At 67.3% G+C, this 23,242-nt stretch carries 19 protein-coding genes; all 19 read right to left on the bottom strand.

Features of this window, described 5'->3' with window-relative positions; genetic code table 11:
- The gene (locus tag AC1RGE_RS03745; RefSeq protein WP_011061013.1) at nucleotides 1–963 is read right to left on the bottom strand and encodes a sugar kinase; all 963 of its coding nucleotides are present in this window, start codon (nucleotides 961–963) and stop codon (nucleotides 1–3) included.
- On the bottom strand, nucleotides 956–1,738 hold the full coding sequence (locus AC1RGE_RS03750) for a sugar phosphate isomerase/epimerase family protein (RefSeq protein ID WP_011061014.1): 783 nt from the start codon (nucleotides 1,736–1,738) through the stop codon (nucleotides 956–958). The genes AC1RGE_RS03745 and AC1RGE_RS03750 overlap by 8 nt, the downstream gene beginning before the upstream one ends.
- 66 nt (nucleotides 1,739–1,804) lie before the next feature.
- On the bottom strand, nucleotides 1,805–2,821 hold the full coding sequence (locus AC1RGE_RS03755; protein ID WP_346624205.1) for a LacI family DNA-binding transcriptional regulator: 1,017 nt from the start codon (nucleotides 2,819–2,821) through the stop codon (nucleotides 1,805–1,807).
- Nucleotides 2,822–2,963: 142 nt separating this feature from the next.
- Nucleotides 2,964–3,896, bottom strand: coding sequence for an alpha/beta hydrolase (locus AC1RGE_RS03760; RefSeq protein ID WP_492583399.1), 933 nt, complete (start codon nucleotides 3,894–3,896; stop codon nucleotides 2,964–2,966).
- Nucleotides 3,897–3,984: 88 nt separating this feature from the next.
- Nucleotides 3,985–4,926, bottom strand: coding sequence for a choline ABC transporter substrate-binding protein (locus tag AC1RGE_RS03765; RefSeq protein WP_011061017.1), 942 nt, complete (start codon nucleotides 4,924–4,926; stop codon nucleotides 3,985–3,987).
- 127 nt (nucleotides 4,927–5,053) lie between these two features.
- A complete protein-coding gene (locus AC1RGE_RS03770) occupies nucleotides 5,054–5,665 on the bottom strand; it encodes a LysE family translocator (protein WP_072442065.1) in 612 nt (203 codons plus the stop codon).
- A gap of 50 nt (nucleotides 5,666–5,715) precedes the next feature.
- Entirely contained in the window at nucleotides 5,716–6,555 is an 840-nt protein-coding gene (locus AC1RGE_RS03775) for an AraC family transcriptional regulator (RefSeq protein WP_015635414.1), read from the bottom strand.
- A gap of 80 nt (nucleotides 6,556–6,635) precedes the next feature.
- Nucleotides 6,636–7,277 (bottom strand): DUF1345 domain-containing protein, encoded by a 642-nt coding sequence (locus AC1RGE_RS03780; RefSeq protein ID WP_065363903.1) that lies wholly within the window; start codon nucleotides 7,275–7,277, stop codon nucleotides 6,636–6,638.
- 127 nt (nucleotides 7,278–7,404) lie between these two features.
- Nucleotides 7,405–9,366 carry an HAF repeat-containing protein gene (locus AC1RGE_RS03785; RefSeq protein ID WP_492583401.1) on the bottom strand — a complete coding sequence of 654 codons (1,962 nt, stop codon included), beginning with the start codon at nucleotides 9,364–9,366 and terminating at the stop codon, nucleotides 7,405–7,407.
- Between the two features lie 354 nt (nucleotides 9,367–9,720).
- A complete protein-coding gene (locus AC1RGE_RS03790; RefSeq protein WP_492583403.1) occupies nucleotides 9,721–10,341 on the bottom strand; it encodes a glutathione S-transferase in 621 nt (206 codons plus the stop codon).
- A complete protein-coding gene (locus AC1RGE_RS03795; RefSeq protein WP_492583405.1) occupies nucleotides 10,338–13,982 on the bottom strand; it encodes an AAA family ATPase in 3,645 nt (1,214 codons plus the stop codon). Before AC1RGE_RS03795 ends, AC1RGE_RS03790 begins: the two co-directional genes overlap by 4 nt.
- Complete coding sequence (locus tag AC1RGE_RS03800; RefSeq protein ID WP_011061024.1) at nucleotides 13,979–15,223, bottom strand: exonuclease SbcCD subunit D C-terminal domain-containing protein; 1,245 nt, start codon at nucleotides 15,221–15,223, stop codon at nucleotides 13,979–13,981. The genes AC1RGE_RS03795 and AC1RGE_RS03800 overlap by 4 nt, the downstream gene beginning before the upstream one ends.
- A 264-nt stretch (nucleotides 15,224–15,487) precedes the next feature.
- Nucleotides 15,488–17,122 (bottom strand): BatD family protein, encoded by a 1,635-nt coding sequence (locus tag AC1RGE_RS03805; protein WP_492583407.1) that lies wholly within the window; start codon nucleotides 17,120–17,122, stop codon nucleotides 15,488–15,490.
- Nucleotides 17,119–18,864, bottom strand: a complete 1,746-nt coding sequence (locus AC1RGE_RS03810; protein WP_492583409.1) for a tetratricopeptide repeat protein — start codon at nucleotides 18,862–18,864, stop codon at nucleotides 17,119–17,121. The genes AC1RGE_RS03805 and AC1RGE_RS03810 overlap by 4 nt, the downstream gene beginning before the upstream one ends.
- The gene (locus tag AC1RGE_RS03815) at nucleotides 18,861–19,937 is read right to left on the bottom strand and encodes a vWA domain-containing protein (protein ID WP_011061030.1); all 1,077 of its coding nucleotides are present in this window, start codon (nucleotides 19,935–19,937) and stop codon (nucleotides 18,861–18,863) included. Before AC1RGE_RS03815 ends, AC1RGE_RS03810 begins: the two co-directional genes overlap by 4 nt.
- Nucleotides 19,930–20,424, bottom strand: coding sequence for a DUF4381 domain-containing protein (locus AC1RGE_RS03820; RefSeq protein WP_011061031.1), 495 nt, complete (start codon nucleotides 20,422–20,424; stop codon nucleotides 19,930–19,932). Before AC1RGE_RS03820 ends, AC1RGE_RS03815 begins: the two co-directional genes overlap by 8 nt.
- Entirely contained in the window at nucleotides 20,421–21,362 is a 942-nt protein-coding gene (locus tag AC1RGE_RS03825) for a DUF58 domain-containing protein (protein WP_011061032.1), read from the bottom strand. Before AC1RGE_RS03825 ends, AC1RGE_RS03820 begins: the two co-directional genes overlap by 4 nt.
- 5 nt (nucleotides 21,363–21,367) lie before the next feature.
- Nucleotides 21,368–22,327: an AAA family ATPase gene (locus AC1RGE_RS03830; RefSeq protein ID WP_003218556.1), complete on the bottom strand. Its 960-nt coding sequence runs from the start codon at nucleotides 22,325–22,327 to the stop codon at nucleotides 21,368–21,370.
- Between the two features lie 478 nt (nucleotides 22,328–22,805).
- Entirely contained in the window at nucleotides 22,806–23,162 is a 357-nt protein-coding gene (locus AC1RGE_RS03835; RefSeq protein WP_019094865.1) for a hypothetical protein, read from the bottom strand.
- Nucleotides 23,163–23,242: the final 80 nt, after the last annotated feature.

The raw sequence follows: 23,242 nt of genomic DNA on the forward strand, positions 1-23,242 counted from the left end.
CTACAGGGCGCTGGCGGTTTTCAGGCTGGGTGTGTGCTCCGGTAGTTCGTGGCGCAGGGGCAGGCCTTCCATATCGCCACGGCTCTGCACCGCGCGGCTGCCGATCCAGTTGGCCCGCTGCACCGCTTCGAGGATGCCGCGGCTTTCCAGCAGGGCGCTGATCAGGCCCACGGCAAAGCCGTCGCCGGCGCCTACGGTGTCCACCACCTGGGCCACCGGCACGCCCTCGACGAAGCCGGCATCCAGCTGGGTGCGGTAGTAGGCGCCGTGGGCGCCGAGCTTGATCACCACGGCTTCGGCGCCCTGGTCCAGGTAGAAGGCGGCGATGTCCGCCGGGTCGTCGCGGCCGGTGAGCAGGCGGCCTTCGGCGAGCCCCGGCAGTACCCAATGGGCCAGCGCCGCCAGCCGGTTGATCTCGCGGATCATCAGCGCTTCGCTGGGCCACAGGGCGGGGCGCAGGTTGGGGTCGAACGACACGCTGTGCCCGGCGCTGCGCTGGGTGTGCATCAGGTGGCCGGACAGCTCTCGGGCCGAGTCCGAGAGCGCCGGGGGAATGCCGGTGGCGTGCAAGTGGCGGGCCCGCAGCAGGGCCGGGTCGAGGTCGCTGATGGCCAGGTGGCTGGCCGCCGAACCGCGGCGGAAATACTCGACCCGCGGGTCGTCGCCGCCGTCTTCCCGGGACTTGAGCTGAAAGCCGGTGGGATGGATCGGGTCGCAGCGCACGAAACGGCAGTCCAGGCCTTCGGCGCGCAGGGTGTCGAGCACGAAGCGCCCCAGGGAGTCGTTGCCTACCCGGCTCAGCCAGGCCACCTTGAAGCCCAGGCGTGCCAGGCCGATGGCCACGTTGCTGTCGGCCCCGGCGATGCGCTTGTGGAAGTGCTGGACCTGGGCCAGGTCGCCGCCGTGTTCGGCAACGAACATCGCCATGGTTTCGCCGAACGAGAGGATATCGATATCAGGCATCTGCATGCTCCAGGCGCGATTGGCCAAGGTGGGCCAGCAGGCTGACCTGCTCGGTGGTCACTTGCAGCAGGTCGGTGCCTTGCAAGGGGTATTCCACGGCCCGGGTAATACCTTGAGTCATGTGCCGCAGCAGTTGTTCCCATTGATGCAGCTCCGGGGCGCCGGGCGGTATGGCCACCAGCTTGCCGTCGACCCGCAGGCGCACCGCCTTGCAGTGCACGTAGGCCACGTGCCGGCCCAGCAGGCGCGCGGCGTTGAGCGCCGATTGCTCCTGCCATTGCCAGTTGCCGATGTCGAAGGTCATGCGCAGCGGCAGGTTCAGCGCCTCTACCGCGCTGAAAAAGCGCTGGAACGGCTCGATGCGCCCGCCGTGGGCGGTCTGGTCGTTCTCCACCAGCAGGGCCAGGGGCTGGCGAAACAGCAGGGTGGCCAGGCTGCGCAGGTCGTGGTGTTCGCGAAAGTGCCCGAGGGACACCTTGAGCCGCTTGGCGCCGAACTCCCGGGCCCGTTGCAGGGTGGCGCTCAGTTGCGGGTTGGGCTCGCTGCGCTCGGCCTGCCACAACTCCAGGGGCGAGGAAAACACGCTTTCCAGGCCGTGCTCCGCAGCGCTGCGGGCCAGCTCGGCGGGCTGCTCATGGGTCAGCAGTTCTTCGCGCCATTCGATGCAGGACGCGCCGGCGGCGGCCACCAGGGGAATGAAATGCGCCTGACCCTGTGCGCGCACAAGGTCTGCGCCGTAGCTGGACAAACTGATGGATACGGGGGATTGCTGCATGTTCCTGACCTCTGAAACCGGTTTCATTTTTGTTCGAGAAAAAAGTGGTGGGCCTTGCCCCCACCGTTACAACCGGGTGGAGCCGCGCACGATCAACTGCGCCGGAAAATCCACCACTCGCGCCGGGGCATCGTCGCCCCGCAGGCGCTTGAGCAGGCATTCGAAGGCAGTGGTGCCTATGGCTTCGGTGGGCTGGGCCAGGGCCGTGATGCCATTGCCCACCAGGGGGTACCAGTCCAGGTCGTCGAGGGCGATCAGGCCCACGCCTTCGAACAGCGGGCACTCCAGCTCACGCAGGGCGCGGGTGGCGGCCAGGGTCGCCACGCCATTGGCGCAGAACAGCGCCTTGGGCCCGGGGCCGGGGGCGGCGAGAAAGGCTTGCAACTGGCTGGTCAGGTGGCTGCCGGTTTCCAGCAGTTGGCCGCGCAAGGCCGGACGGCGCTCGATCTCGGCCTGGAAACTGGCGCTGCGCTCCAGCCGCGAGCTGGTGCCGTCATGGGGTTCGCTGACCAGCAGCAGGTCGCGATAGCCCTGCTGTTGCAGGTGGTCGAGGGCGCTGCGCACCGCCGCCGGGTTGTCCAGGCCCACCAGGTCGGCCTGCAACTGCGAGAGCTTGCGGTCCACCAGGACCATGGGCATCTCTTCCTGCAATTGCTGCAACTGTTCCAGGTGGTGGCCCAGGGTGTTCACGATCAGGCCTTCGATGTTGTAGGCCCGCAGGTTGGCCAGGTGCCGGGCTTCCTGTTCGTCGTCGCGGTCGGTGTTGCACACCACCAGGCTGTAGCCGTGCTGGCGGCAGGCGGTTTCCACACCATGCATCACGGCAATCGAATAGGGGTTGCGGATATCGGCCACCAGCATGCCGATCAGGCGGGTGCGCCCGCGCTTGAGGCCGCGGGCCATCTGGTTCGGGCGGTAGCCCAGTTCGCTGATGGCCTGATCGATGCGCAGGGCAATGGCATCGGAGAGCAGGGCCCGGTCCTCGCCGATAAAGCGCGACACGCTGGCCTTGGAGACCCCGGCGCGGCGGGCGACATCGAGCATGGTGACGCGGCTGCGCTGGGCGGCGGAAAACTGATTCACGGGCGACGACCTTGTTTTTGGAATTATGGGTTCCAGTTGCGCTGAAACCGGTTTCAGGAAACCGCAAAAGCGCTTCGGCCGTCAATAGTGCAGAGGCAGGAAATAGCATCCACGCAGGTCGGTGGCTGACCAACGGTCGCGTTCAGGGGCGGCCCAGGTGCTGTTCCAGGTAGGCCAGCAGGGCGCTGTATAGGGCGTCCACTTCAGGGGCCAGGCCCCTGGCGCGCAGGCAACCGTGCACCAGCCCCAGGCCCGGGTACAGCTGGCTTTGCCCACCGGCTGCGAGCAAGTGCTGGTGATAACGCTCGCCGTCATCGCGCAGCGGGTCGAACTGTGCCAGGGCGATAAAGGCCGCGGGCAGGCCGGCGAACTGTTGCGCCAGCAGCGGCCGGGCATAGGCCGAGCGCTGCTGCGGGCCGGGCAGGTACAGGGCCTGGAAACAATCCAGGTCGCTGCTGCTGAGCAAGGGCGCGTCGGCGCACTGGCTGCGCGAGGGCAGGTTGGCGGCGCCACCCAGGCCGGGGTAGACCAGCACCTGGGCCGCCGGCCCGGGTTCGCCGGCATCGCGCAGGGCCAGGCACAGCGCCGCCGCCAGGTTGCCGCCGGCGCTGTCGCCCATCAGCACCCGGCGCTGCGGGTCCAGTGGCAGGGGCAGCAGCCCTTGTTCCAGGGCCCGCCAGACCCCCAGGCAATCGTCGAAGGCGGCGGGGAACGGGTGCTCCGGGGCCAGCCGGTAGTCCACGGCGATCACCAGTATTCCCAGCTCGCTGGCCAAGCGGGCGGTGATGAACTCGTGGGAGTCCAGGCCCCCCAGCACCCAGCCGCCGCCGTGCAGGTACAACAGCCAGGGCCAGCCCGAAGGCGCAGCGGGGCGCTCGGGGTGATACAGGCGCAGTGGCACCCCGGAAAGTTGCAGCTCCTGTACCGCCAGCCCGGCCGGGCGAGGCGGGGTGAAGGCCCGGCACATGCGCTCGTAGCTGTCGCGCAGGCCCTGGAAGCTGCTGTCGACGCTGGTGTAGTTCAGGGTTCGCTGGACAAAGGCCGCCAGCTCGGCAGAAAGCGGGTAATGGTTCATGGACAGTCCTGGAGTGTGGGAGCCGGCTTGCCGGCGAAGAGGCCCGTGAGACCGCCTGCGCCGGCAAGCCGGTTCCTGCAGAGGGTGGCTACAGGCTCGCTTTGACCGCTGCCACGCCATCGCGGCCGTCGAAAGTGGTCACTCCCGCCAGCCAGCGCTGCAGGTCCTCGGGATGCTCGCGCAACCATTGCCGGGCCACCTCCTGGGGCGATTGGCGCTGCATGATGGGCACCATCAGCTGGCTTTCCTGGGCTGCGGTGAAGCTCAGGTTCTTCAGCAGCCGGTCGACGTTGGGGCAGCGCTCGGCATAGTCCGGGGCGGTCACCGTGGACACCGTGGCCGCGCCTTCGTTTGGCCCGTACACGTCCTCGCTGCCGGTGAGGTAGGTGATGGCCAGGTTGATGTTCATCGGGTGCGGGGTCCAGCCGACGAACACCACGAACTCCTTGCGGTTGATCGCCCGCTGCACCGCCGCCAGCATCCCGGCCTCGCCGGACTCGATCAGCTTGAAGCCCTTGAGGCCGAAATGGTCGGTGTCGATCATGGTCTTGATCGTGGTATTGGCGCCGCTGCCGGGTTCGATGCCGTAGATCTTGCCCCCCAGTTGCTCCTTGAAGCGGGCGATGTCGGCGAAGGTCTTCAGGCCCGCTTGCGCCACGTAGTCCGGCACTGCCAGGGTCGCCTGGGCATCGGCCAGGCTGGGCTGGGCCATGACCCTGACCTGCCCGGCGGCCAGGAAGGGCGCGATGTTCTGGTCCATGGCCGGTTTCCAGTAGCCGAGGAAGATGTCCAGGCGCCGGTCGCGAATGCCGGCGAAGATGATCTGCTGCACCGCGCTGGTCTGCTTGCTGTCGTAGCCCAGGCCGCCGAGCAGCACGTCGGCCATGGCGCTGGTGGCGATCACGTCGGTCCAGTTGACCACGCCCATGCGCACGGTCTTGCAGGCGGCGGGCTCGGCGGCCCAGGTCGGGGCACTCAGCAGGAAGCTGGCGCAACAGGCCAGGAAACAACGCTTGAACGGTGTTTTCATCGGAGGCTCTCGTGGGGCAGTGGTTTTTGTTCGGGGCGGCGCCTTGTTGCGCCGTGTGCGCCACCCTACAGCGCCCCGGTGCCGAGCCAAAGGCACTGGAGCGACCGCCCGTTGCACTGTGGCGACCTCAGGCCCACAGGCTCATCCAGGTGGATGCCAGCAACAGCAGGGCCATGCCCCGATTGAACGCCTGCAGCGCCTGGGGCGAGCGCAGCCAGCGCGCCGAACCGGCCCCCAGCAGTGCCCAGGCGCCCAGGCACGGCAGGGCGATGAGGAAAAACACCAGGGACAGCCACAGCGCCCGCCACTGTCGGTCGGCCTCGGTACCGGCGAACACGCTGACCACCGCCAGGGCCATCATCCAGGTCTTGGGGTTCACCAGTTGCAACGCGGCGGCGCCGGCCAGCCCCAGGCGGCGAGGCTGCCCGGCACTGGCATCCAGGACGCTGGCCGGAGCCTGCCAGATCTGCCAGGCCAGGTAGCTGAGCCACAGTAGCCCGAGCCACTGCATGGCCTGCTGCACCTTGGGCCTGCCGGCGAGCCAGTCGCCCAGGCCGGCGCCCACCAGCAGCACGATCCCGGCCGCGGCCAGCGCCGCGCCGAGGATGATCGGCGGCGCCGCCCGCAGGCCATGGCGGGCGCTGTTGTTCAGCACCAGGATATTGGTCGGCCCCGGGGTGATGGAGGCGACGAAGGCAAACAGCACAAAGGGCAGCAGGGTCGAGAGAGACAGGGGCATGGCGGGCAACTCCGGTAAGTGATCGGCAGTTGATCCTGGCCCAGGTGCTTTCAGGCGTCTGGAAGCTTTGTGCAGCGCTTGCGATACAACGCCGGGCTCAGCCCGTAGGCACGCATGAACCAGCGCCCCAGGTGGCTCTGGTCGGCAAAGCCCAGGGCCGTGGCGACCTCGGCCGGCGCCGCGCCTCCGGCCAGCAGGCGGCGTGCCCGACTCAGGCGCAGTTGCACCAGGTAGGCATGGGGTGGCAGGCCGAAGGCGGCCTTGAAGGCGCGGCTGAGGCGAAAGCGGTCGACCCCGCAGGCCTGGCTCAGGGCTTCCAGGCTCAGGTCCTGGGCCAGGTGCGCATGCAGGTAGTCCCGGGCCCGTTGCGCCACCAGCGGCAGGCGCGGGTCCTGGGCGTAGCGCCGGCGCCAGTGCAAGTGCCCGGTCAGTTGTTCCAGCAACTGGTCCAGGGCGCTCTGGCGGACGATGCGCAACTCGCCATGGTGCAGGCTGTGAAAGGCCGCGCTGGTGGCGCGGGCCAGGCGCGGATCGCTGGCCAGGGTACTGCCGAATGCCAGTTGGGCATTGGCCGGCGCCTCGGCGAACAGCGCCCCCAGTTCGCGCTCCAGCCACTGCGGGTCGAGGTACAGCATGCGGTAGGTAAAGCCGCCCTCGGTGGGGGCCTCGCCGTCGTGGATTTCCCCCGGTTCCAGCAGGAACACCTTGCCCGGCGTGCTCTGGTGCCGGGCCCGGCGGCAGTTGAACTGCTGCACCCCTTGCTCGGTGACGCCCACCAGGTAGCTGTCGTGCCAGTGCGGGTCATAGGCGTGGCCGGTGAAATGGGCCCGCAGGGTCTCGATGCCGGTGTCGGCATCCTGGGCCAGGTCGATCCAGTTGGGCGTGGTCATGGGGCGGTCCGTGGGGCGTGGCGGCAACCCTGGCAGTTAACGCCGGTGCCAGGGCTGGGGTCTAGAAGTTTTGTGCAGCCTCAACTGAACAGCCCGGCGGCGATATTGATCGAGAAACCGAGGATCGCGGTGTTGAACAGAAAACCGATCAGCGACTGGGCGAGGACGATCTTGCGCAGCTCGCGGGTGGCCACGCCGACGTCCGAGGTTTGCACCGCCACGCCGATGGTGAAGGAGAAATACAGGAAGTCCCAGTAGTCCGGGTTGGTCGGGCCTTCGGCAAAGCGCAGCGCCGGTTCCTTGCCGTCCCAGGTGTAGTACAGGCGCGCGTAGTGCAGGCTGAAGATCACCCCCACCAGCAGCCACGAGCCGATCACCGTCAGCCCGGTGAAGCCGTAGTGGACCAGGCGCTGGGTGCTGTCCAGGTCCTTGCTGCCCACCAGCTCCAGGGTGATCGCCACCAGGCTGGCAATGGCCGCCACACAGACGATCAACAGCACCAGGCCGGCGTTTTCATCCTCGGCTTCGGCGATACGCCTGACCTCATCGGCGCGAGCCCGAACGGTGAGCCAGAACATCAGTGCCAGGTAGCTCCAGACAGCGGCGTTCCAGCCAATGAGGATCTTGCCGGTCAGGCTCTGGGCAGGAGCGAGCAGACCAATGGCGCAGCCGATCAGGACGCCGATGGTCAAGCGGGGGTGGGTGCGGATGACGACGGACATGGGCATTTTCGCAAGAGTGGAAGTGGCCAAACCTTAGCATGGCGCCTGGCTCCTCGGCCTGCCCAATGGCGAACGTGCACCCGCATCCCGGCCGCCCTCGAACTCAGGCCGGCGGGGCAGGCTGCTATCAGAACTGGTAAGTGAAGGCTGTCTGAATGCCGGTCACATCATTGCCACCTGGTTGCTGCGCCCAGAACACGCCCGTATGCACGGCGCTGTGTTCGTTCAGGGCATAGCTCACTCCTGTGCCTGCCCCCAGGCGAGTGTCGTGCTGTTTTCCGGCCTGGTAGGTGTAGCGCCCCAGGTACTCCATTTGGGCTTGAAAGGCATCGCGCTTGTTGCGCAGGTCCTGGGTCAGCTCCAGGTTGGCGCTGAGTTCCAGCTGCCGGGTGAGCTTTTTGGCGCCCCGCACACCGAGGTTCAGGCTGGTGGTCGTGCGGCCCATTTTCGCGTAGCTGGCTGCAAACACCGCGCCACTGTTTTCACGATAGCCCTGGCGGCTGACCTGAGTCTGGCTGAGGCCCAGATACGGCGTCAGGGTCATTGCATTGAGCATCACGCCGTAGGCGCCTTCGATGCTCAAGGACTTGCCGCGCAGGCTCGAACGTCCTTGGCCGGCCTCGGTGTAAGCCAGTTGTTCGCGTGTGATATCGACCTTGGAAGACACATAGGCTGCGGCCACACGGCCCTGCCAACCCAGCCCGTGGCCTGTTTCATCAACGGCGGCGAAGAGGGCGACCGCCGGTGCTGCCGACCCTGCCTTGGTGTAGTTGTCCGGCAGTTGCCGATCGAGGTCCTGATCCAGGGTGACGCCAAGGCGCAGATGCTCGGTGGGACGAACCCCCAGGGTCAGGCTCATGCTGGTCTGCCTGGCCACGCTGTTGCGGCTGTAGCTTGGGCCCACACCGATACAGAACGAGCCACTGTCGATCTGGCATTCCTGGCTCATCAATCGAGCCAGTTGTTCGCTGCGCAAATCGAGCATCCCCCAGGCCCGATTGGCGTTCTTGGCCATGGCGGTGCGGGTGTTGTCCAGGTCGACAAGGTGGGAACCTGTTTCGGTGATTTTCCATAGCGCGGCGTGCGTGGCACCTTCGCCTGTAAGGCTGATACCCACGACAACATTGCCGTCAGCGGAGACGCCGGTCGCCGATGACGTTCCACCACCCAGGGTGCCCAGGTCGACCATGCCGCTGGCATCGGTGTGCCGGAATGCATGGGGATCGCCAGTGGCCGTCGCAGCTGTACCCACGACGACGCGACCGTCGGCAGAAGTGCCATAAGCAAAGGAAGGGCCACCCCATGAGCCCAGGCCGACCATGCCGGTGGTGTCAGAGTGTTTGAACGCTTGAGTGTCGCCTGTAGCTGTCTGGGCCGTTCCCACGACAACATGGCCGTCAGCGGAGATGCCGAATGCCAGTGAGGTCTGCCCTCCCAGGGTGCCCAGATCGATCATGCCGCTCGCGTCGGTGTGCTTGAAGGCGTGTTTCAGGACTGTGCTGGAGTCGATATCAGCGTATCCCGCGACGATGCTGCCGTTCGCGGACACGGCGGTGGCAAAGGAGAGGCCGCTGTTGTCCGCCTTCAGGGTGCCCAGATCGATCATGCCCTTCGCATCGGTGTGTTTGAACGCACGATAGTAGCTATTGGTTGCAGACGAATAGCCTACGACAACCGCGCCGTCAGCCGATACGCCTGCCGCCTCTGAGATCCCCCCTCCACTCAACGTGCCCAGGTCGACCATGCCGGTTGCATCGGTGTGCTTGAAGGCGTGAACCGTGCTAGAGGTGCTAGCGCTTCCCACGACCACATTGCCGTCAGCGGATATGGCTTTGGCAGAGGCATGGCGTCCCCCCGGGAGGGAGCCTAGATTGACCATGCCGGTCGCATCGCTGTATTTGAAGGCGTGTTGGGTGTCTTGCACTATCGTAGAGCCGATGATGAAACGGCCGTCAGCGGATACACCGTAGGCTACCGAGCCATCTGCGCCCAAAGAACTCAAGTCGATAGTAATGTCGGCACAGGACTGTGCTGAATGAATCACTCCATAGATCAGTGTTAATACGGCTGTTGCAAAAGGCGATTTCAATGTAATGAACCTGGCGAAAAAGGAAATGATTACAGCGGCCTGAGTAATGGAAGTTTTTTATGGGCGAGCAGGCTACTGCCGAGGTAAAGGCTTGGTTTACGCAGTGAGGAGGGCGTGAAGCCCGGATGGCTTGGGTTTGGGGCCGGGCGGGGCGCGATGGCGTGAGTCGAAGTTGTCTTGCTTACATGCGGGTAGTAACTGGGTGTTTAACTAATCGCTGTGTTGGATATGAACTTTGTGTGTCGAATTAGTTTAGTTATTAGTTGCGGATGAAGTCTTTAGGAAAATTCTGAAAGCCGGTTGTTTCGGCAGCTCAATCTATTTGAGGCTGCCGATGTGCGCATCTTGTGAAAGTTATTGTTTGGCCATGACTGCCAGGAACAACTTTGATTCGAGTTGCTCCTGCAACCACTCCTGCAAGGAGCGATAAGGCGTCTGGGCAAACCACTCCCGGTCCACATGGGCAAACTGGCGAACAAACGGCAGCAGCGCCATGTCCGCCAGGCTCGGATGCGCCGCCAGCAGATAGCGGCGCTGCTGCAACAGGCTATCGAGGCGCGCCAGAAACGCCTCGCCCTGGGCCCGGTAGTGCTCCATGGGCGCCTCGGGGTAGCGCTCGGCGTACTTGTAGCGATTGAGGTGCACCTTGAACACCTGGTCATTCTCGGCAATCAGTGCCGCCATCTGCGCCTGGGCCGTCGGGTCCTCCGTGAGCCGCCAATCCTCGGGGTCATGCTGGGCCAGGGCCCAGTGCATGATCTCCAGGCTTTCATCGATCACCCGATCCTCCAGTGCCAGCACCGGCACCGTGCCCTTGGCCGACAGCGCGAGCATCTCGGCCGGCTTGGCCTTGAGGCTGACTTCGACAATCCGCATTGGCACCCCGGCATAGCGCAGGGCCAGCCGCGCACGCATGGCGTAGGGGCAGCGGCGGAAGGAGTAGAGGGTCGCCCCCGGCGTTTGCAGCGTGCTCATTTCACCTCCAGGGTGCTCAGGCCATTGCCCTGGCGGCTGACCTTGATCTGTACCGGAATCCGTTCGTGCATTTCCTGTACGTGGGAGATCACCGCCACCTTGCGGCCCTGGGCCTGCAGGCCGTCGAGGGCATCCATGGCCAGTTGCAGGGACTCGGGGTCGAGGCTGCCGAAGCCTTCGTCGATGAACAGCGATTCGATCTTCAGGGTGCTGGAAGCCATGGAGGCCAGCCCCAGGGCCAGGGCCAGGGACACCAGGAAGGTTTCGCCGCCGGACAGCGAGTGCACCGAGCGCAGCTCATCGCCCATTTCGGTGTCCAGCACCAGCAGGCCGAGCATGCTGCCACCACGCTTGAGGCGGTAGCGGCGCACCAGTTGGCGCAGTTGGGCATTGGCGTGGTGCACCAGCAGGTCGAGGTTGTAGGCCTGGGCGATCTTGCGGAACTTGTCGCCTTCGGCCGAGCCGATCAGGGCGCTGAGCCGGGCCCAGCGCTGCCACTGGGCGTAGGCCTGTTCAAGGCGTTGGTTGAGGGCCTGGTTGGCGGCCTGGCGGCGCTGGTCCTCGCTTTGCCGTGCACGCAGGTCCGCCACCTGTTGTTCGCTGGCCTGGGCCTGTTGCTGCAGCTGTTCCAGGGCCTGGGCCAGTTGTTCGGTCTCCAGGTTGCCGTTGTGCTGGGCCTGATGCTGTTCCAGGCGCTGCTGGCGTTCCTGCAGCAGCACCTTGGCCTGCTCGATGGCCTTGTCGTTGTCTTGCAGGCGCTGGCGCAGTTGCTGCACCTGTTCTTCGTCCAGCTCCAGCAACTGTTGCAGGCCGGCGTCATCCAGTTCCGGGTGCCCGGCGCGCCACTGCTCGATGCTGGCGGCCAGCTGCTGTTGTTCGCTTTCCAGGGCTTGCAGGCGTTCTTCCCGGGCCTTGAGCTCGGCGCCCAACTCGATCGCTTGCTGGTGCAGTGCCTGCTGCTGTTGCTGGGCCAGGGCCTGGGCGCTGCGGGCCTGGTCCACGGCTTGCTCCAGGTGCTGCTGCCAGTGCTCGGCGCTGGGTTGCTGGCCCAGCAGTTCGGCGAGCCTGTGCTGGCAGGCCTGTTGCTGCTGGTGCAGGGTGTCGAACTGCTGTTGGGCCTCGGCCAGTTGCTGCTGGCGGGTCAGTTGGCGGTCCTGTTCCTTTTCCAGGGTCAGCTGGCGCTGTTGCTGTTCTTCGGCCTCTTCCTGCTGCTCGCGCAGTTGCTCGATGCGTTGCAGCACCTGCTGGTCGAGCTGCATGAAGGTGCTGGCCGGGTCGCGACGCAGGCCGTCGAGGACCTCTGCCGGCAGCAGGTGGCTGAAGCTGGCCAGTTCCTCGTCCAGGCGCTGGCGGTCGGCGCTCAGTTGCTGCTGTTGCTTGTCCAGGTGCTGGGCGGCCTGCTGGCTGGCGTCGATTGCTGCCTGCAGCTGGTTTTGCAGGCGCGCGGCATCTTTTTGCAGGGTCAGCAGGGCGCCCTGGCGGTTTTCGTCCTGGGTGATGCTCTGCTGCAGCTGGTCGAGTTGCTGTTGCAGCCAGGCGTCGCGCTTGGGCGGGTCCTGGTCCAGGAGGCTGGCGCTCAAGGGGTGGGCTTGCAGGCTTGGGGCCAGGGCTTGCTGCTGGCTCGCCAGTTGTTCCTGCTGCTGGAGGAATTCCTTCTGCTGGGCGATCAGCCCCTGGACCTGGGCCCGCAGTTCGTTGAGCTGTTCCTTGAGGCTGTCCACCGTCTTGCGGGCGCTGGCTTCCTCGTTCTCGTCGTGGCGCCCGAGGCTCTGCAGCAAGGCTTCAGGCTGGTGGTAGGGGTGCTCGACGCTGCCGCACACCGGGCACGGCTGGTCGCTCTGCAATTGCCCGCGCAATTCCTCGACGCTGGCGCTGCGGGCCAGCCGCTGGCGCTCCAGCAGGGCCTGGGTGACGCTCAGGGTCTGCTCGGCCACCACCAGCTCGGCCTTGGCCTGCAGGCCGACCTTGTTCAGTTCCTCGCGCTGGGCGGCCACCGCCTGCTGCCTGTCCTGCAGGGCCTGGCCGCGCTGGTCCAGTTCGCGTTGCTGGGCCCAGAGCCGGGCCAGCTCTTCGACGGCGCGCTGCTGCTTGCGGTTGTCCTGGAGCAGGGTGCCGAGCAACTGGATCTGCTCGGCCACCGCCTGGGGCTCGGCCCCGGCTTCGCTGTAGAGCAGTTCGAGCTGCGTGCGTTGCTCGCTCAGTTGCTGGGCGGCGCTGCTGGCGCGCTGTTCCAGGGCCGGCAGTTCGGCCTGGCCCTGGTGCAGGCGATTGCCGATCAGCATCAGCTGTTGCAGGCGTTCGCGGTAGGCGTTCCAGGCGTCGCTCAAGGGGGCGAGGGCGACACTGTGGGCCAGTTGCCCGGCGATCCGCTCCAGGCGTTCGCCCACCAGGCGCTGTTTTTCCAGCAGTTGCTGGATGCCTTGCTGGCCCTCGGTGCTGGCCTGCTCGGCGCGGCTGCGTTGGGCCTCGGCCTGGGCCAGGCTCTGCCCCAGTCGCTCCAGGTTGGCCTGTTCGGCAAAGGCTTCGCGCAGCAACGGGGCGCTGGTGCTGTGCTGTTCCTGGGCCTGGGACAGGGCCGTGCCGGCGTCCTGCAGTTGCTGTTGCAGGCGTTCCTGCCGTTGTTGCAGGGCGCCTTGCTGTTCGACCTGCTGCTGGATCTGCTGGCGCAACGGCAGCAGGCTGGCGCCCAGCTCTGCCTGGCGCAGGAACTGGTGCCGCTGCGGCGCCAGTTGCTCCAGGCGTTGCAGGCGCAGGCGCTCCGGGGCCAGGGCCTGGGCGTCCTGTTCGGCCGCTTGCAGTTGTTCGGCGGCGCTCTGCCGGGCTTCCTGCCACTGGCGCAGTTCCTTGAGCCAGACGTGCTGGGCTTCCAACTGCCTGAGCTGGGCCTGTTGCTCCTTGAGCTGTTGCTGGGCCTGGCTCAACTGCTGTTCAAGCTCGGCCCGGGCCTCGGGCTCCAGCGGGCTGATGCCGCTGGCCTGGGCCTTGAGCTCCTTGTGGGCGTCTTCGGCCTCCTTGCTCTTGCTGTAGGCGCGGCGCCCCAACTGGCTGTAGACCGCAGTGTTGGTGAGCTTTTCCAGCAGCTCGCTGCGTTCCTTGTCGTCGGCCTTGAGAAAGGCGCTGAACTCGCTCTGGGCCAGCATCACCGCCCGGGTGAACTGTTCGAAGTTGAGCCCCAGGCGGGCCTCGATCAGTTGCTTGTATTCGCTCTTGCTCTGGTTGCTCAGCAGCTGTTCGCTGTCCAGGTCGGTGAGGTTCTGCCGGCTGCCTTGCAGCTTGCCGGTGGCTTTGTCGCGGGCGCGGTTGGTTTCCCAGCGGGCGCGGTAGCGACGGCCGTCGATGCCGACAAAATCCACCTCGGCATAGCCGCTGCCGGTGCCGCGGCGCAGCAGGGTGCGCGGGTCGCTGGTGAGGATCTCGCTGTCGACCTCGGGGACCTTGGTCTCGCGGCCGATATTGTTCAGCCGCGGCACCGCGCCGAACAGCGCCAGGCACAGGGCATCCAGCAGGGTGCTCTTGCCGGCGCCGGTGGGCCCGGTAATGGCGAACAGCCCGGCGCTGGCCAGGGGCTCGGCGGTGAAGTCGATCTCGAAGGGGCCGGCCAGGGAGGCCAGGTTCTTCAGGCGGATGGCCAGGATTTTCATGGCTGTTCACCTTCTTGCTGGACGTCCTGCAACAGCAGGGCGAAATCCTTGAGGGTGGCTTCGTCCACCTCGTTGGCGTATGCGTCGCGCCAGGCGCGGCGGAACAGCTCTTCGGGGGTCAGCTGGTCCAGCTCGATCAGCTCGGCACTGGCCTCTTCACCGTCGCCTGCGCCCTTGCCGGCGTATTCGGCGGCGATCCGCACCAGGCGCACGGCCTTGCCTTGCAGGGCGCTTTCCACTTGCTGGCGCAGGTCCGGCTGGGGCTCGTCCAGGCGCACCCGCACTTCCAGCCAGGGCTGGCGCTGCTCCTCGGCCAACAGGTCGATGTCCGGCAGCTCGCCGAGCTGGGTCAGGAGTTCCCCCAGGGGCGCCGGGCCCAGGCGTTGCAGGTTCACCGCGCGGGGAATCAGCCGCGGTTCGACGCTGACCAGGGTCTCGCCGTCCAGGCGCACGTCGAGGATCTGGTGCTGATAGCCGATCTCGGAGAACGACAGCGGGATCGGCGAGCCGCTGTAGCGGATGCGCTCCTCGCCGTTGACCTTCTGCGGCTTGTGCAGGTGGCCCAGGGCCACGTAGCTGATGTCCGGGCCGAACAGGCTGGCGGGCAGGGCCTCGGCGTTGCCGATGATCAGGCTGCGTTCGGAATCTTCCGAGACCGAGCCGCCGGCCATGTGCGCATGGCTGACGGCGACCAGGGCCTGGCCCGGCTGGCGCTTGGCGTTGGCCGCGGCGATCAGCCATTCGTGGACCTGGGCAATGCCCTTGAGGTAGTCGTCGCCCAGCTGGCGGCCGGTGACTTCCGCCGGCCGCAGGAACGGCAGGGCCAGGCACCAGGCGGCGACCTGGCCGCTGGCGTCGGGCAGCGGCAGCAGCAGGCGCTCGGCGTCCAACTGGCCGTCGTCCAGCCACAGCACCCGGCCCAGGGCGTGGGTGCGCAGGCGGCGCATCAAGGGCGCCGGCAGCTCGATGCGCGAGCCGGAGTCGTGATTGCCGGCGATCATCACGACGGTGAGGGCCGGCTGCTGCTCGTGGGCGCTGACGATGAAGTCGTAGAGCCGCTCCTGGGCGCTGACCGGCGGGTTGACGGTGTCGAAGATATCGCCGGCGATCAGCAGCACATCGGGCTGTTCGTGCTTGAGCTGGCGCAGCAGCCACTCCAGGAAACAGGCGTGTTCGAAGTCGCGTTCCTGGCCGTGGAGGTTCTGGCCCAGGTGCCAGTCGGAGGTGTGAAACAGACGCAAGGCAGGCTCCGCATGCAAAAGGCTTGGCCGCACATAAGGGTGACCGCGGCGAAAGGGCAGAGAGTTTACTGGCAAATGCGTGTTCATGCCCGGCGCCGTGGCAAATGCAGGCGAGACTGGCGCAGCGGCCGGCCGGCCAGCCGGGCGCTACGGGGGAACTGTAGGCGCTGGCTCGCCAGCGAACAGGCCCGTCCAGGCGCGGCATGGCTTACGGGGCCTTTCGCCGGCAAGCCGGCTCCTACGGGGGGCTGCGCGAAGCGCCGGTTACTTGGGGTACAGCGGCGGCAGGCTGGTGGTGTCCGCCACCGGGTCCTGGACCCGTTCGTCGATCGGGATGGCGCGTATCGCTCGCCACAGTTCCTCGCCCTGCCAGTACTGGCCGGTCTCGCTGTAGAGCGCGCCGTTGAGGCCGTCCAGGGCATCGGACAGCGGCACGAAGCGCGCGGCCATTTCGGCCAGGGTTTCGGGCTGCTGCCGGGCCCAGGCGTCCAGGGCCTGGCGGGTGGCCTGGGGGTCATTGGCCTGGCAGGCACGCTTGAGGTCGTCCAGCAGCGAGCGCGGGCTGGGGCCGGTCTGGGTGGCGCGCAGCACCGCCGGCTGCCAGCGGGCGCGCCACCACAGGCCGAAGCCCAGCAGGGTGGTGCAAGCCAGCAGCAGGGTGCTCAGTTGCCACAGCCACAGGTTGCCGCTGTCGGGCTCGGCCGGGGCGTTGCCTGCCGGGGTGTCCACCACCAGGCTCGGGTTGTTCGCCACCTGCAGGGCCCGCGACGGCAGGCTGGTGCTTTCCAGGCGGTCTTCGACGGTGTTCCACCAGGTCACTTCAATGGCGGGCAGTTCGACGTTGCCGGGGCGGGTGGGCACCAGCGCCTGGCGGTCTTCGCGAATGCCCAGAAGGCCCTGTTCAACGTGCTGGTTGCTCAACTGCGGCTGGTCCGGGTAGCTGCGCAGGCCATTGACGTCGGCCAGGGGCAGCGGCGGCAGCTGGGCGCTGGACAGGCCTTCGGCGCGCAGGGTCAGGCTGCGGGTCAGGGAGTCTCCGACCTGAGGGTGCTCGGGCTCCGGGTTCCAGCTTTCGCTCAGGCTCAGGCTGCGGGCCGGCAGCCAGGGCGCGTCGGCCGGGTAGGTGGCGGGCTTGGCCTTGACCTGCAGGCTGATGTCACTGGAGCTGACGTGGATCAGCTTGCCGGCCCGGGGCGTCTGCGAGCCGGTTTCCTGGCCCGGGTCCGGGTTGGCCAGGGTGGCGCTGAAGGTCAGCGCGGGAATCTGCAACGGCCCGCTGCGCTGGGGATAGAGCGCGTAGCGCATCTCGATCACCCCGTGGCGCACGCCATTGATGAGCTTTTCGTAGGTGCGCGGCTCGCCCAGCTGTTCCACCCGGGTGTCGCTCAGCAGCAGCGGGCTCAGGCTGCTGTCGTCGAACAGCGGCACCGAGTGGTAGATGTGCAGGGTCAGCAGGGCCTGGGCCTGGACATAGACGCTGGGCTGGTCGAGCTCGGCTTCGATGAACACCGGTTCCAGGCGGGCGTTCTGGTCCTGGGCCGGGCTGGTGTTGACCTGCATGCTCAGGGGCTGGCTCTGCAGGCTGCCCAGTTGCAGCGGGGCGATTTCCAGGGTGCCGGTATGGCGCGGCAGCAGGGTGACGATCCAGCGGGTACTGGCGTGGTTGTCCCCCAGGCCGTTGAGCTGGTTGACCTGGCGTGTGCCGCGCACCTCGAATTGTGCCTCCAGGGGCGCCAGGTCCGGCTTGCCGAACTGGGTGACATCGGTGGACTCCAGGGTCAGCTCGACGGTTTCCCCGGAATTGACCTGGCTGCGGTCCAGGCTGGCGAGCAGGCCGGCAGCCTGGGACTGGCCAGTGCAGAACGCGAGGGCAAGCAGTAGGGCGGTGCAGCGGGTCATCGAGTTTTTCCCTGATCCTGATGTTGTTGCTGTTCGTACCAGAATTTGCGCCTGAGCAATTCACCCGGGTCGTCGGGGATCTTGCGCAGCCATTGTTCCAGCGCCTGCTGGTGTTCAGCGTCCAGGCTGTCCTCCACCGGGCGCAGCGGGGTGGTGGTGTGCTGGTCGTCCAGCTCGCTGCCGGGCACTTCGCTGTGGCCGGCGGTTTGTGGATCCGGCGGCGGCGTGTCGCTTTCGTTGGCCGGCGCCTGTGCCGGGTCCTGCGGGCCATCGCTGCCCGGTGGTGGCTGGGTGGCTGCACCGCTGGGGCCCGGGCGGGTGTCGTCGCCTTCGGGGGTGTCCGGCTTCTTCGCCGGTGGCGGTGTTTGCGCCTGGGCCTGTTGCTGTTGCAGCAGGCTCTCCACCAGGGCCTTGTTCTGCAACGCCGGTTGCAGGTCCGGCTGGCGTTCCAGGGCCTGCTCGTAGGCGTCGATGGCGGCTTCCAGCTCGCCGCTGCGGGCCAGGGCGTTACCGCGATTGTAGTGGGCGCGGGCGTCGTTGCCCTCGGCGAAACGCTCGGCGGCGGCAGTGTAGTTGCCGGCTTCGTACAAGGCCACGCCTTGCCATTGCGGGTCCTGGAAATGCCGCGCGGCCTCCGCCGGGCGCTGCTGTTGCAGAAGCCGCTGGCCCTGCTGGTCGGGGCGCAGCCACAGGTCATTGAAGTCGAAGGCGTAGCTCGGTTGCGGCACGGCGAACAGCAGCAGGGGCAGGCAGAACAGCCAGCCCCGGCGCCCAGCGCAGGCGGCCAGCAGCAACAGCGGCAGCAGCAGCCAGTAGCCCTGGTCGGCCCAGGTATCCAGGCGCAGGGTCTGGCCGTCGCTGCGCAGGCCTTGCGGGCCGCCCAGCAGGCCCAGGCCGCGCAGGTCGCTGTCGTCCAGGCGCGCCTGGCGGTAGCGCCCGCCCACGTCGCCGATGAAGTGCTTGAGGTCCGGGCTGTCCAGGCGCGATACCAGGATCGCGCCCTGGTCGTCCTTGAGGTAGCTGCCGTCTTCCTGGGCCACCGGGGCACCGTCGCGGCTGCCGAAGCCGAGCATCAGCAACTGTGGGGCGTCGCCCTTGAGCGCCTGGCGGATGCCCTGGCGTTCCTCTTCATTGAGGGAGGAGGCCATCAGTAGCACCCGGCCCTGGCCCAGGGCCCCCTGGTCCAGCAGCTTCAGGGCCTTGAGCAGGGCCAGGTCGGCGCGCTGGCCGGCCTGGGGCATGATCGACGGCTTGAGGGCGTCCAGCAGGTTGCGGCTGGTGGCCAGGTCATCGGACAGCGGCACCAGGGTGTGGGCGCTGCCGGCGTAGACCACGATGGCGGTCTGCGCGTCGCTGCGCAGTTGCAACAGGTCCAGCAGCTTGTGCCGGGCCTGCTCCAGGCGATCGGGCGGCACGTCGTTGGCGAGCATCTGCGGGGTCAGCTCCAGCAGCACCACCAGCGGGTCGGCCGGTTTCTGGCTGGTCTGTTCCACCCGCTGCCAGCTGGGGCCCAGCAGGGCCAGCACCGCCAGCAGCCAGGCCAGGCCCAGGGCCACCCAGGGCAGCTTGCTTTCGCGGCCATTGCCGCCGCTGAGCAGGGCGGCGTGAAAGGCCGGGGGCAGGATCATCTGCCAGCGCCCGGCGCGTTTCTGCCGGTGCCAGAGCTTCCACAGCAGCAGCGCCAGCAGGGGCAGTACCAGCAACCAGCCGGGGCGGAACCAATGGGGCCAGAGGCTGATCATCGACGCCTCCGCAAGCGCAGGCGCTTGAGCCGCTGGCGCCAGTCATGGGCAGGCAGCAGGAAGTTCGACTGGGTGAAGAAGCGTTGCAGCGGGTTCTGCGGCCAGCGCTCGCGCAGCACCAGCAGCACGCTGAGCAGCAACGCCGTGGCCAGGGGCCAGTGGTACAGGGCCTGGGCCGGGCGTGCCTGGGTCGGTTGCTGGGCCACCGGTTCCAGTTGATCGAGGGTTTGCTTGATCGCTTGCAGCTCCTGGCCGTCCCGGGCGCGGAAGTAGCGCCCGCCAGTGACTTGCGCCAGCTCCTTGAGGGCCGGTTCGTCCAGGTCCAGGCTCGGGTTGATGCCCAGCACGCCGAGGGTGGCGCTCTGTTCCGGGTCGGCGCCGATGCCGATGGGGTAGATCTTCACCCCTTCCTCGGCGGCCAGCCGGGCGGCGGTGATGGGGGCGATCTCGCCGCCGTTGTTGGCGCCGTCGGTGACCAGGATCAGCACCCGGCTCTGGGCCGGGCGCTGGCGCAGGCGCTTGAGGGCCAGGCCGATGGCATCGCCGATGGCGGTGTTCTTGCCGGCGATGCCGATCTTCGCTTCATCCAGCCAGACCCGCACCGTGTGCCGGTCGAAGGTCAGGGGTGCCTGCAGGTAGGCCTTGCTGCCGAACAGGATCAGGCCCACCCGGTCGCCTTCGCGGTGTTCGAGAAAGTCCCCCAGCAGGTGCTTGACCAGGTTCAGGCGGCTGACGTCCTCGTCCTGCCATTGCATGTCGGGGAAATCCATGGAGCCGGAAACGTCCACCGCCACCAGCAGGTCGCGGCCGCTGGCGGCCACCGGCAAGGGGTCGCCCAGCCATTGCGGGCGCGCGGCGGCCAACAGCAGCAGGAGCCAGAGCAGGATGAAACGCACCTGCTGGCGCCAGGCCGGCAGGTGGGCGCGGGCCCGGCGCTTGGACAGGCCTTCCAGGTCACTGAGAAAACTGACTTTCAGCGCCGGCTCGCCGCTGTCGGCCACCGGCAGCACCAGGCGCAGCAGCCAGGGCAGCGGCAGCAGGACGAAGACCCAGGGCCAGGCGAACTCAAACATGCTTGCGAATCCAGGTGTCCACCGCCTGGGTCAGGCCGGCGATGGCTTTGTCGTCGAGCTTGCACTCGGGCTTGTAGGCGCCTTCCACCAGCACCATCCAGCGGGTCAGGCCGGCGGCCGGGCAACGGTTGTCGAGGAACGCCAGCCATTTGCGCCCGTTCAGGGTGTGGCTCTGGCTGTAGGGATAATGGTTGCGGCACAGGCGCTTGAGCAGGGCATTCAAGGCCTGCAGCCAGGCGCCGGCGGGGGCACCGTCATAGGGCTTGGGCAGCAGCGCCAGTTCTGCCAGGGCGGCCAGGCGCACCGGGTCCAGGGGCTGCTCGCTGCGGGCGCGCACGGCCTTGCGCGGCCACAGGTGGCGCCAGTGCCAGAGGGCCAGGCCCAGCAGCGGCAGCAGGATCGCCAGCAGCCACCAGCCCGGGGCCGGCGGCCACAGGCTGACCGCGGGCGGCGGCAGCAGCGGTTGCAGTTGTTCCAGGCTGCTCATCGGCCGGCTCCGGGGCGCTGCGGGTTGAGGTACTCGCGCAGCTGCTCGACCATCTCGCTCTGGGTGCTCAGGGGCATCAGCAGCACCCGCAGCTTTTGCGCCAGGCGTTCCCAGCGGGCGATGCGCGCTTCGCTCATGGCGCGGTAGGCCTGGCGCAGGTCGTAGTTCAGGGTGTCCAGTTCCAGCTGGGCGCCGCGTTCGGCAAAGCGCAGCAGGCCGGCGGCGGGCAGGGCGTGGTCCAGCGGGTCGGAAAGGGGCATCAACAGCAGGTCGCAATGGCGCGACAGCAGGCTCAGTTGCTGCTCGGCGGCGTCGCTCAGGGCGCGTTCGTCGCAGATCACGATCACCAGGCTGCCGGGACGCAGGACTTCGCGCCCGCGCAGCAGCGCGGTGCCCAGGGCGTCGCGCTGGGGCCGGGCTTCGCTGTGCAGCGACTGGTTGACCCGCACCAGGCGGTTGAGCAGCTGCAACAGGCTCTGCTTGCTGCGCCGCGGCTTGATCTCGTAGTGCTCGTCGTCGCCGTAGACCAGCCCGCCGACCCGGTCATTATGGCCCAGGGCGGCCCAGCCGATCAGGCTCGCGGCCTGGGCGGCGAGCACCGACTTGAACATCAGCCCGGAGCCGAAGAACAGCTGGCGGCTCTGTTCCACCATGATGAAGATCGGCCGCTCGCGCTCTTCGTGGAACAGCTTGGTGTGCGGTTCCTGGGTGCGCGCGGTAACCCGCCAGTCGATGGTGCGCACGTCGTCGCCGGCCTGGTAGACCCGCACCTGGTCGAAGTCCACGCCGCGCCCGCGCAGCTTGGAGTGGTGCAGGCCGATCAGCGGGCTGCGCTGGCTGGGGGTGGAGAACAGCTGCACCTCGCGCACGCGATGGCGCATCTCGATCAGCTCGCCGAGGGTGATGCGAATGCCGGGTTCGGCAACGGGCTGGGTCATGGGCTTCAGGCGACGGCAACGACGTCGAGGATGCGCTGTACCACACGGTCCTGGTCGATGCCGGCCGCTTCAGCCTCGAAGGACAGGATGATGCGGTGGCGCAGTACGTCGAACAGCACGGCCTGGATGTCTTCGGGGCTGACGAAGTCGCGGCCGGCGAGCCAGGCGTGGGCCCGGGCGCAGCGGTCCAGGGCGATGGAACCGCGGGGGCTGGCGCCGTAGGCGATCCATTCGGCCATCTCCGGGTCGAACTTGGCCGGGGTGCGGGTGGCCATCACCAGTTGCACCAGGTATTCCTCCACCGCATCGGCCATGTACAGGCCGAGGATTTCCTTGCGTGCGGCGAAGATCGCCTGCTGGCTGACCCGGCGCTCGGGCTTGGTCTCGCCGTTCAGGGCTTCGCCGCGGGCCTGCTGGAGGATCCGCCGCTCCACGGCGGCGTCCGGGAAGCCGATCTTGACGTGCATCAGGAAGCGGTCGAGCTGGGCTTCGGGCAGCGGGTAGGTGCCTTCCTGCTCGATGGGGTTCTGGGTCGCCATCACCAGGAACAGCGGCGACAGTTCATAGGTGCTGCGCCCGACGCTGACCTGGCGCTCGGCCATGGCTTCGAGCAGGGCCGACTGGACCTTGGCCGGGGCGCGGTTGATTTCGTCCGCCAGCACCAGGTTGTGGAAGATCGGGCCTTGCTGGAACACGAAGCTGCCGGTTTCCGGGCGATAGATCTCGGTGCCGGTGATGTCGGCGGGCAGCAGGTCGGGGGTGAACTGGATCCGATGGAATTGCGCTTCAATGCCTTCGGCCAACTCCTTGATGGCCTTGGTCTTGGCCAGCCCTGGAGCGCCCTCGACCAGCATGTGGCCGTCGGCGAGCAGGGCGATGAGCAAGCGCTCGATGAGTTTTTCCTGGCCGAGAATCTGCGTTGAAAGAAAGGTTCGCAGCGCCAAAAGCGCTTCACGATGTTCCATCGGTGACTGTTCCTGGAGAGGGTGCGCCCCGGGCGTTGAGGGAACGTCGGGGCTGGGGGCGATACTTTAATCCATAGCGGGGGTCGGCGACTAACGGGGAAAACCTGATTTGGCGAATTAGTCGAAAAAAATCCGTGTTTTATTCAGCACCACGCGCACCCCCGGTAGGAGCCGGCTTGCCGGCGAAGAGGCCGGCAAGGTTTGCGGCGGGGCCGAAGACGCCTTCGCTGGCAAGCCAGCTCCTACGCTCGGGCGCGGTGTTGGGGTTCTGGCAGGAGCCGGCTTGCCGGCGAAGAGGCCGGCAGGGTTTGCGGCGGGGCCGAAGACGCCTTCGCTGGCAAGCCAGCTCCTAGGCTCGGGCGCGGTGTTGGGGCTCTGGTAGGAGCCGGCTTGCCGGCGAAGAGGCCGGCAAGGTTTGCGGTGGCGCCGAAGACGCCTTCGCAGGCAAGCCAGCTCCTACCGGGAAGGGCGCTGTCGCTCAGGACAGCTGGCTGATGTAGGTGCCGGTGCCCTTGAGGATGTTCTGCAGGGTTTCCTCCACTTCGGCCAGGTCCGAGGCAGCGGTGCTGTGGCGGATCTCCAGGTGGTCGGCGCCGTTCAGGGCGTCGGCGTCGGCCGCGGCGATTTCGATCAGCAGGGTGGTGGGGCTCAGGGTCACCTTGACGCCATCGAGGGTCGAGGGCTCGCCGTCGAGGGTGATCTCCAGTTCGTCTTCGTCCGGGTAGCGGCTCATCAGGAACATCTCGCCCTGGGTGCTGTGGCAGCAGAGCATGGCCATGTTGTCTTCTTCGTCGTCGCAGGGGTTGGCGATCAGGTGGGCGGTGGTCATGTGCATGGGGGCATTCCTGAGAGAGTGGCCGGGCGGGCAGAAAGGAAACAATTCTGCCAGCCCGATGGAATTTCTGCTGGCTTGTC

The organism is Pseudomonas sp. GW823-FHT02C05, assembly GCF_058797595.1.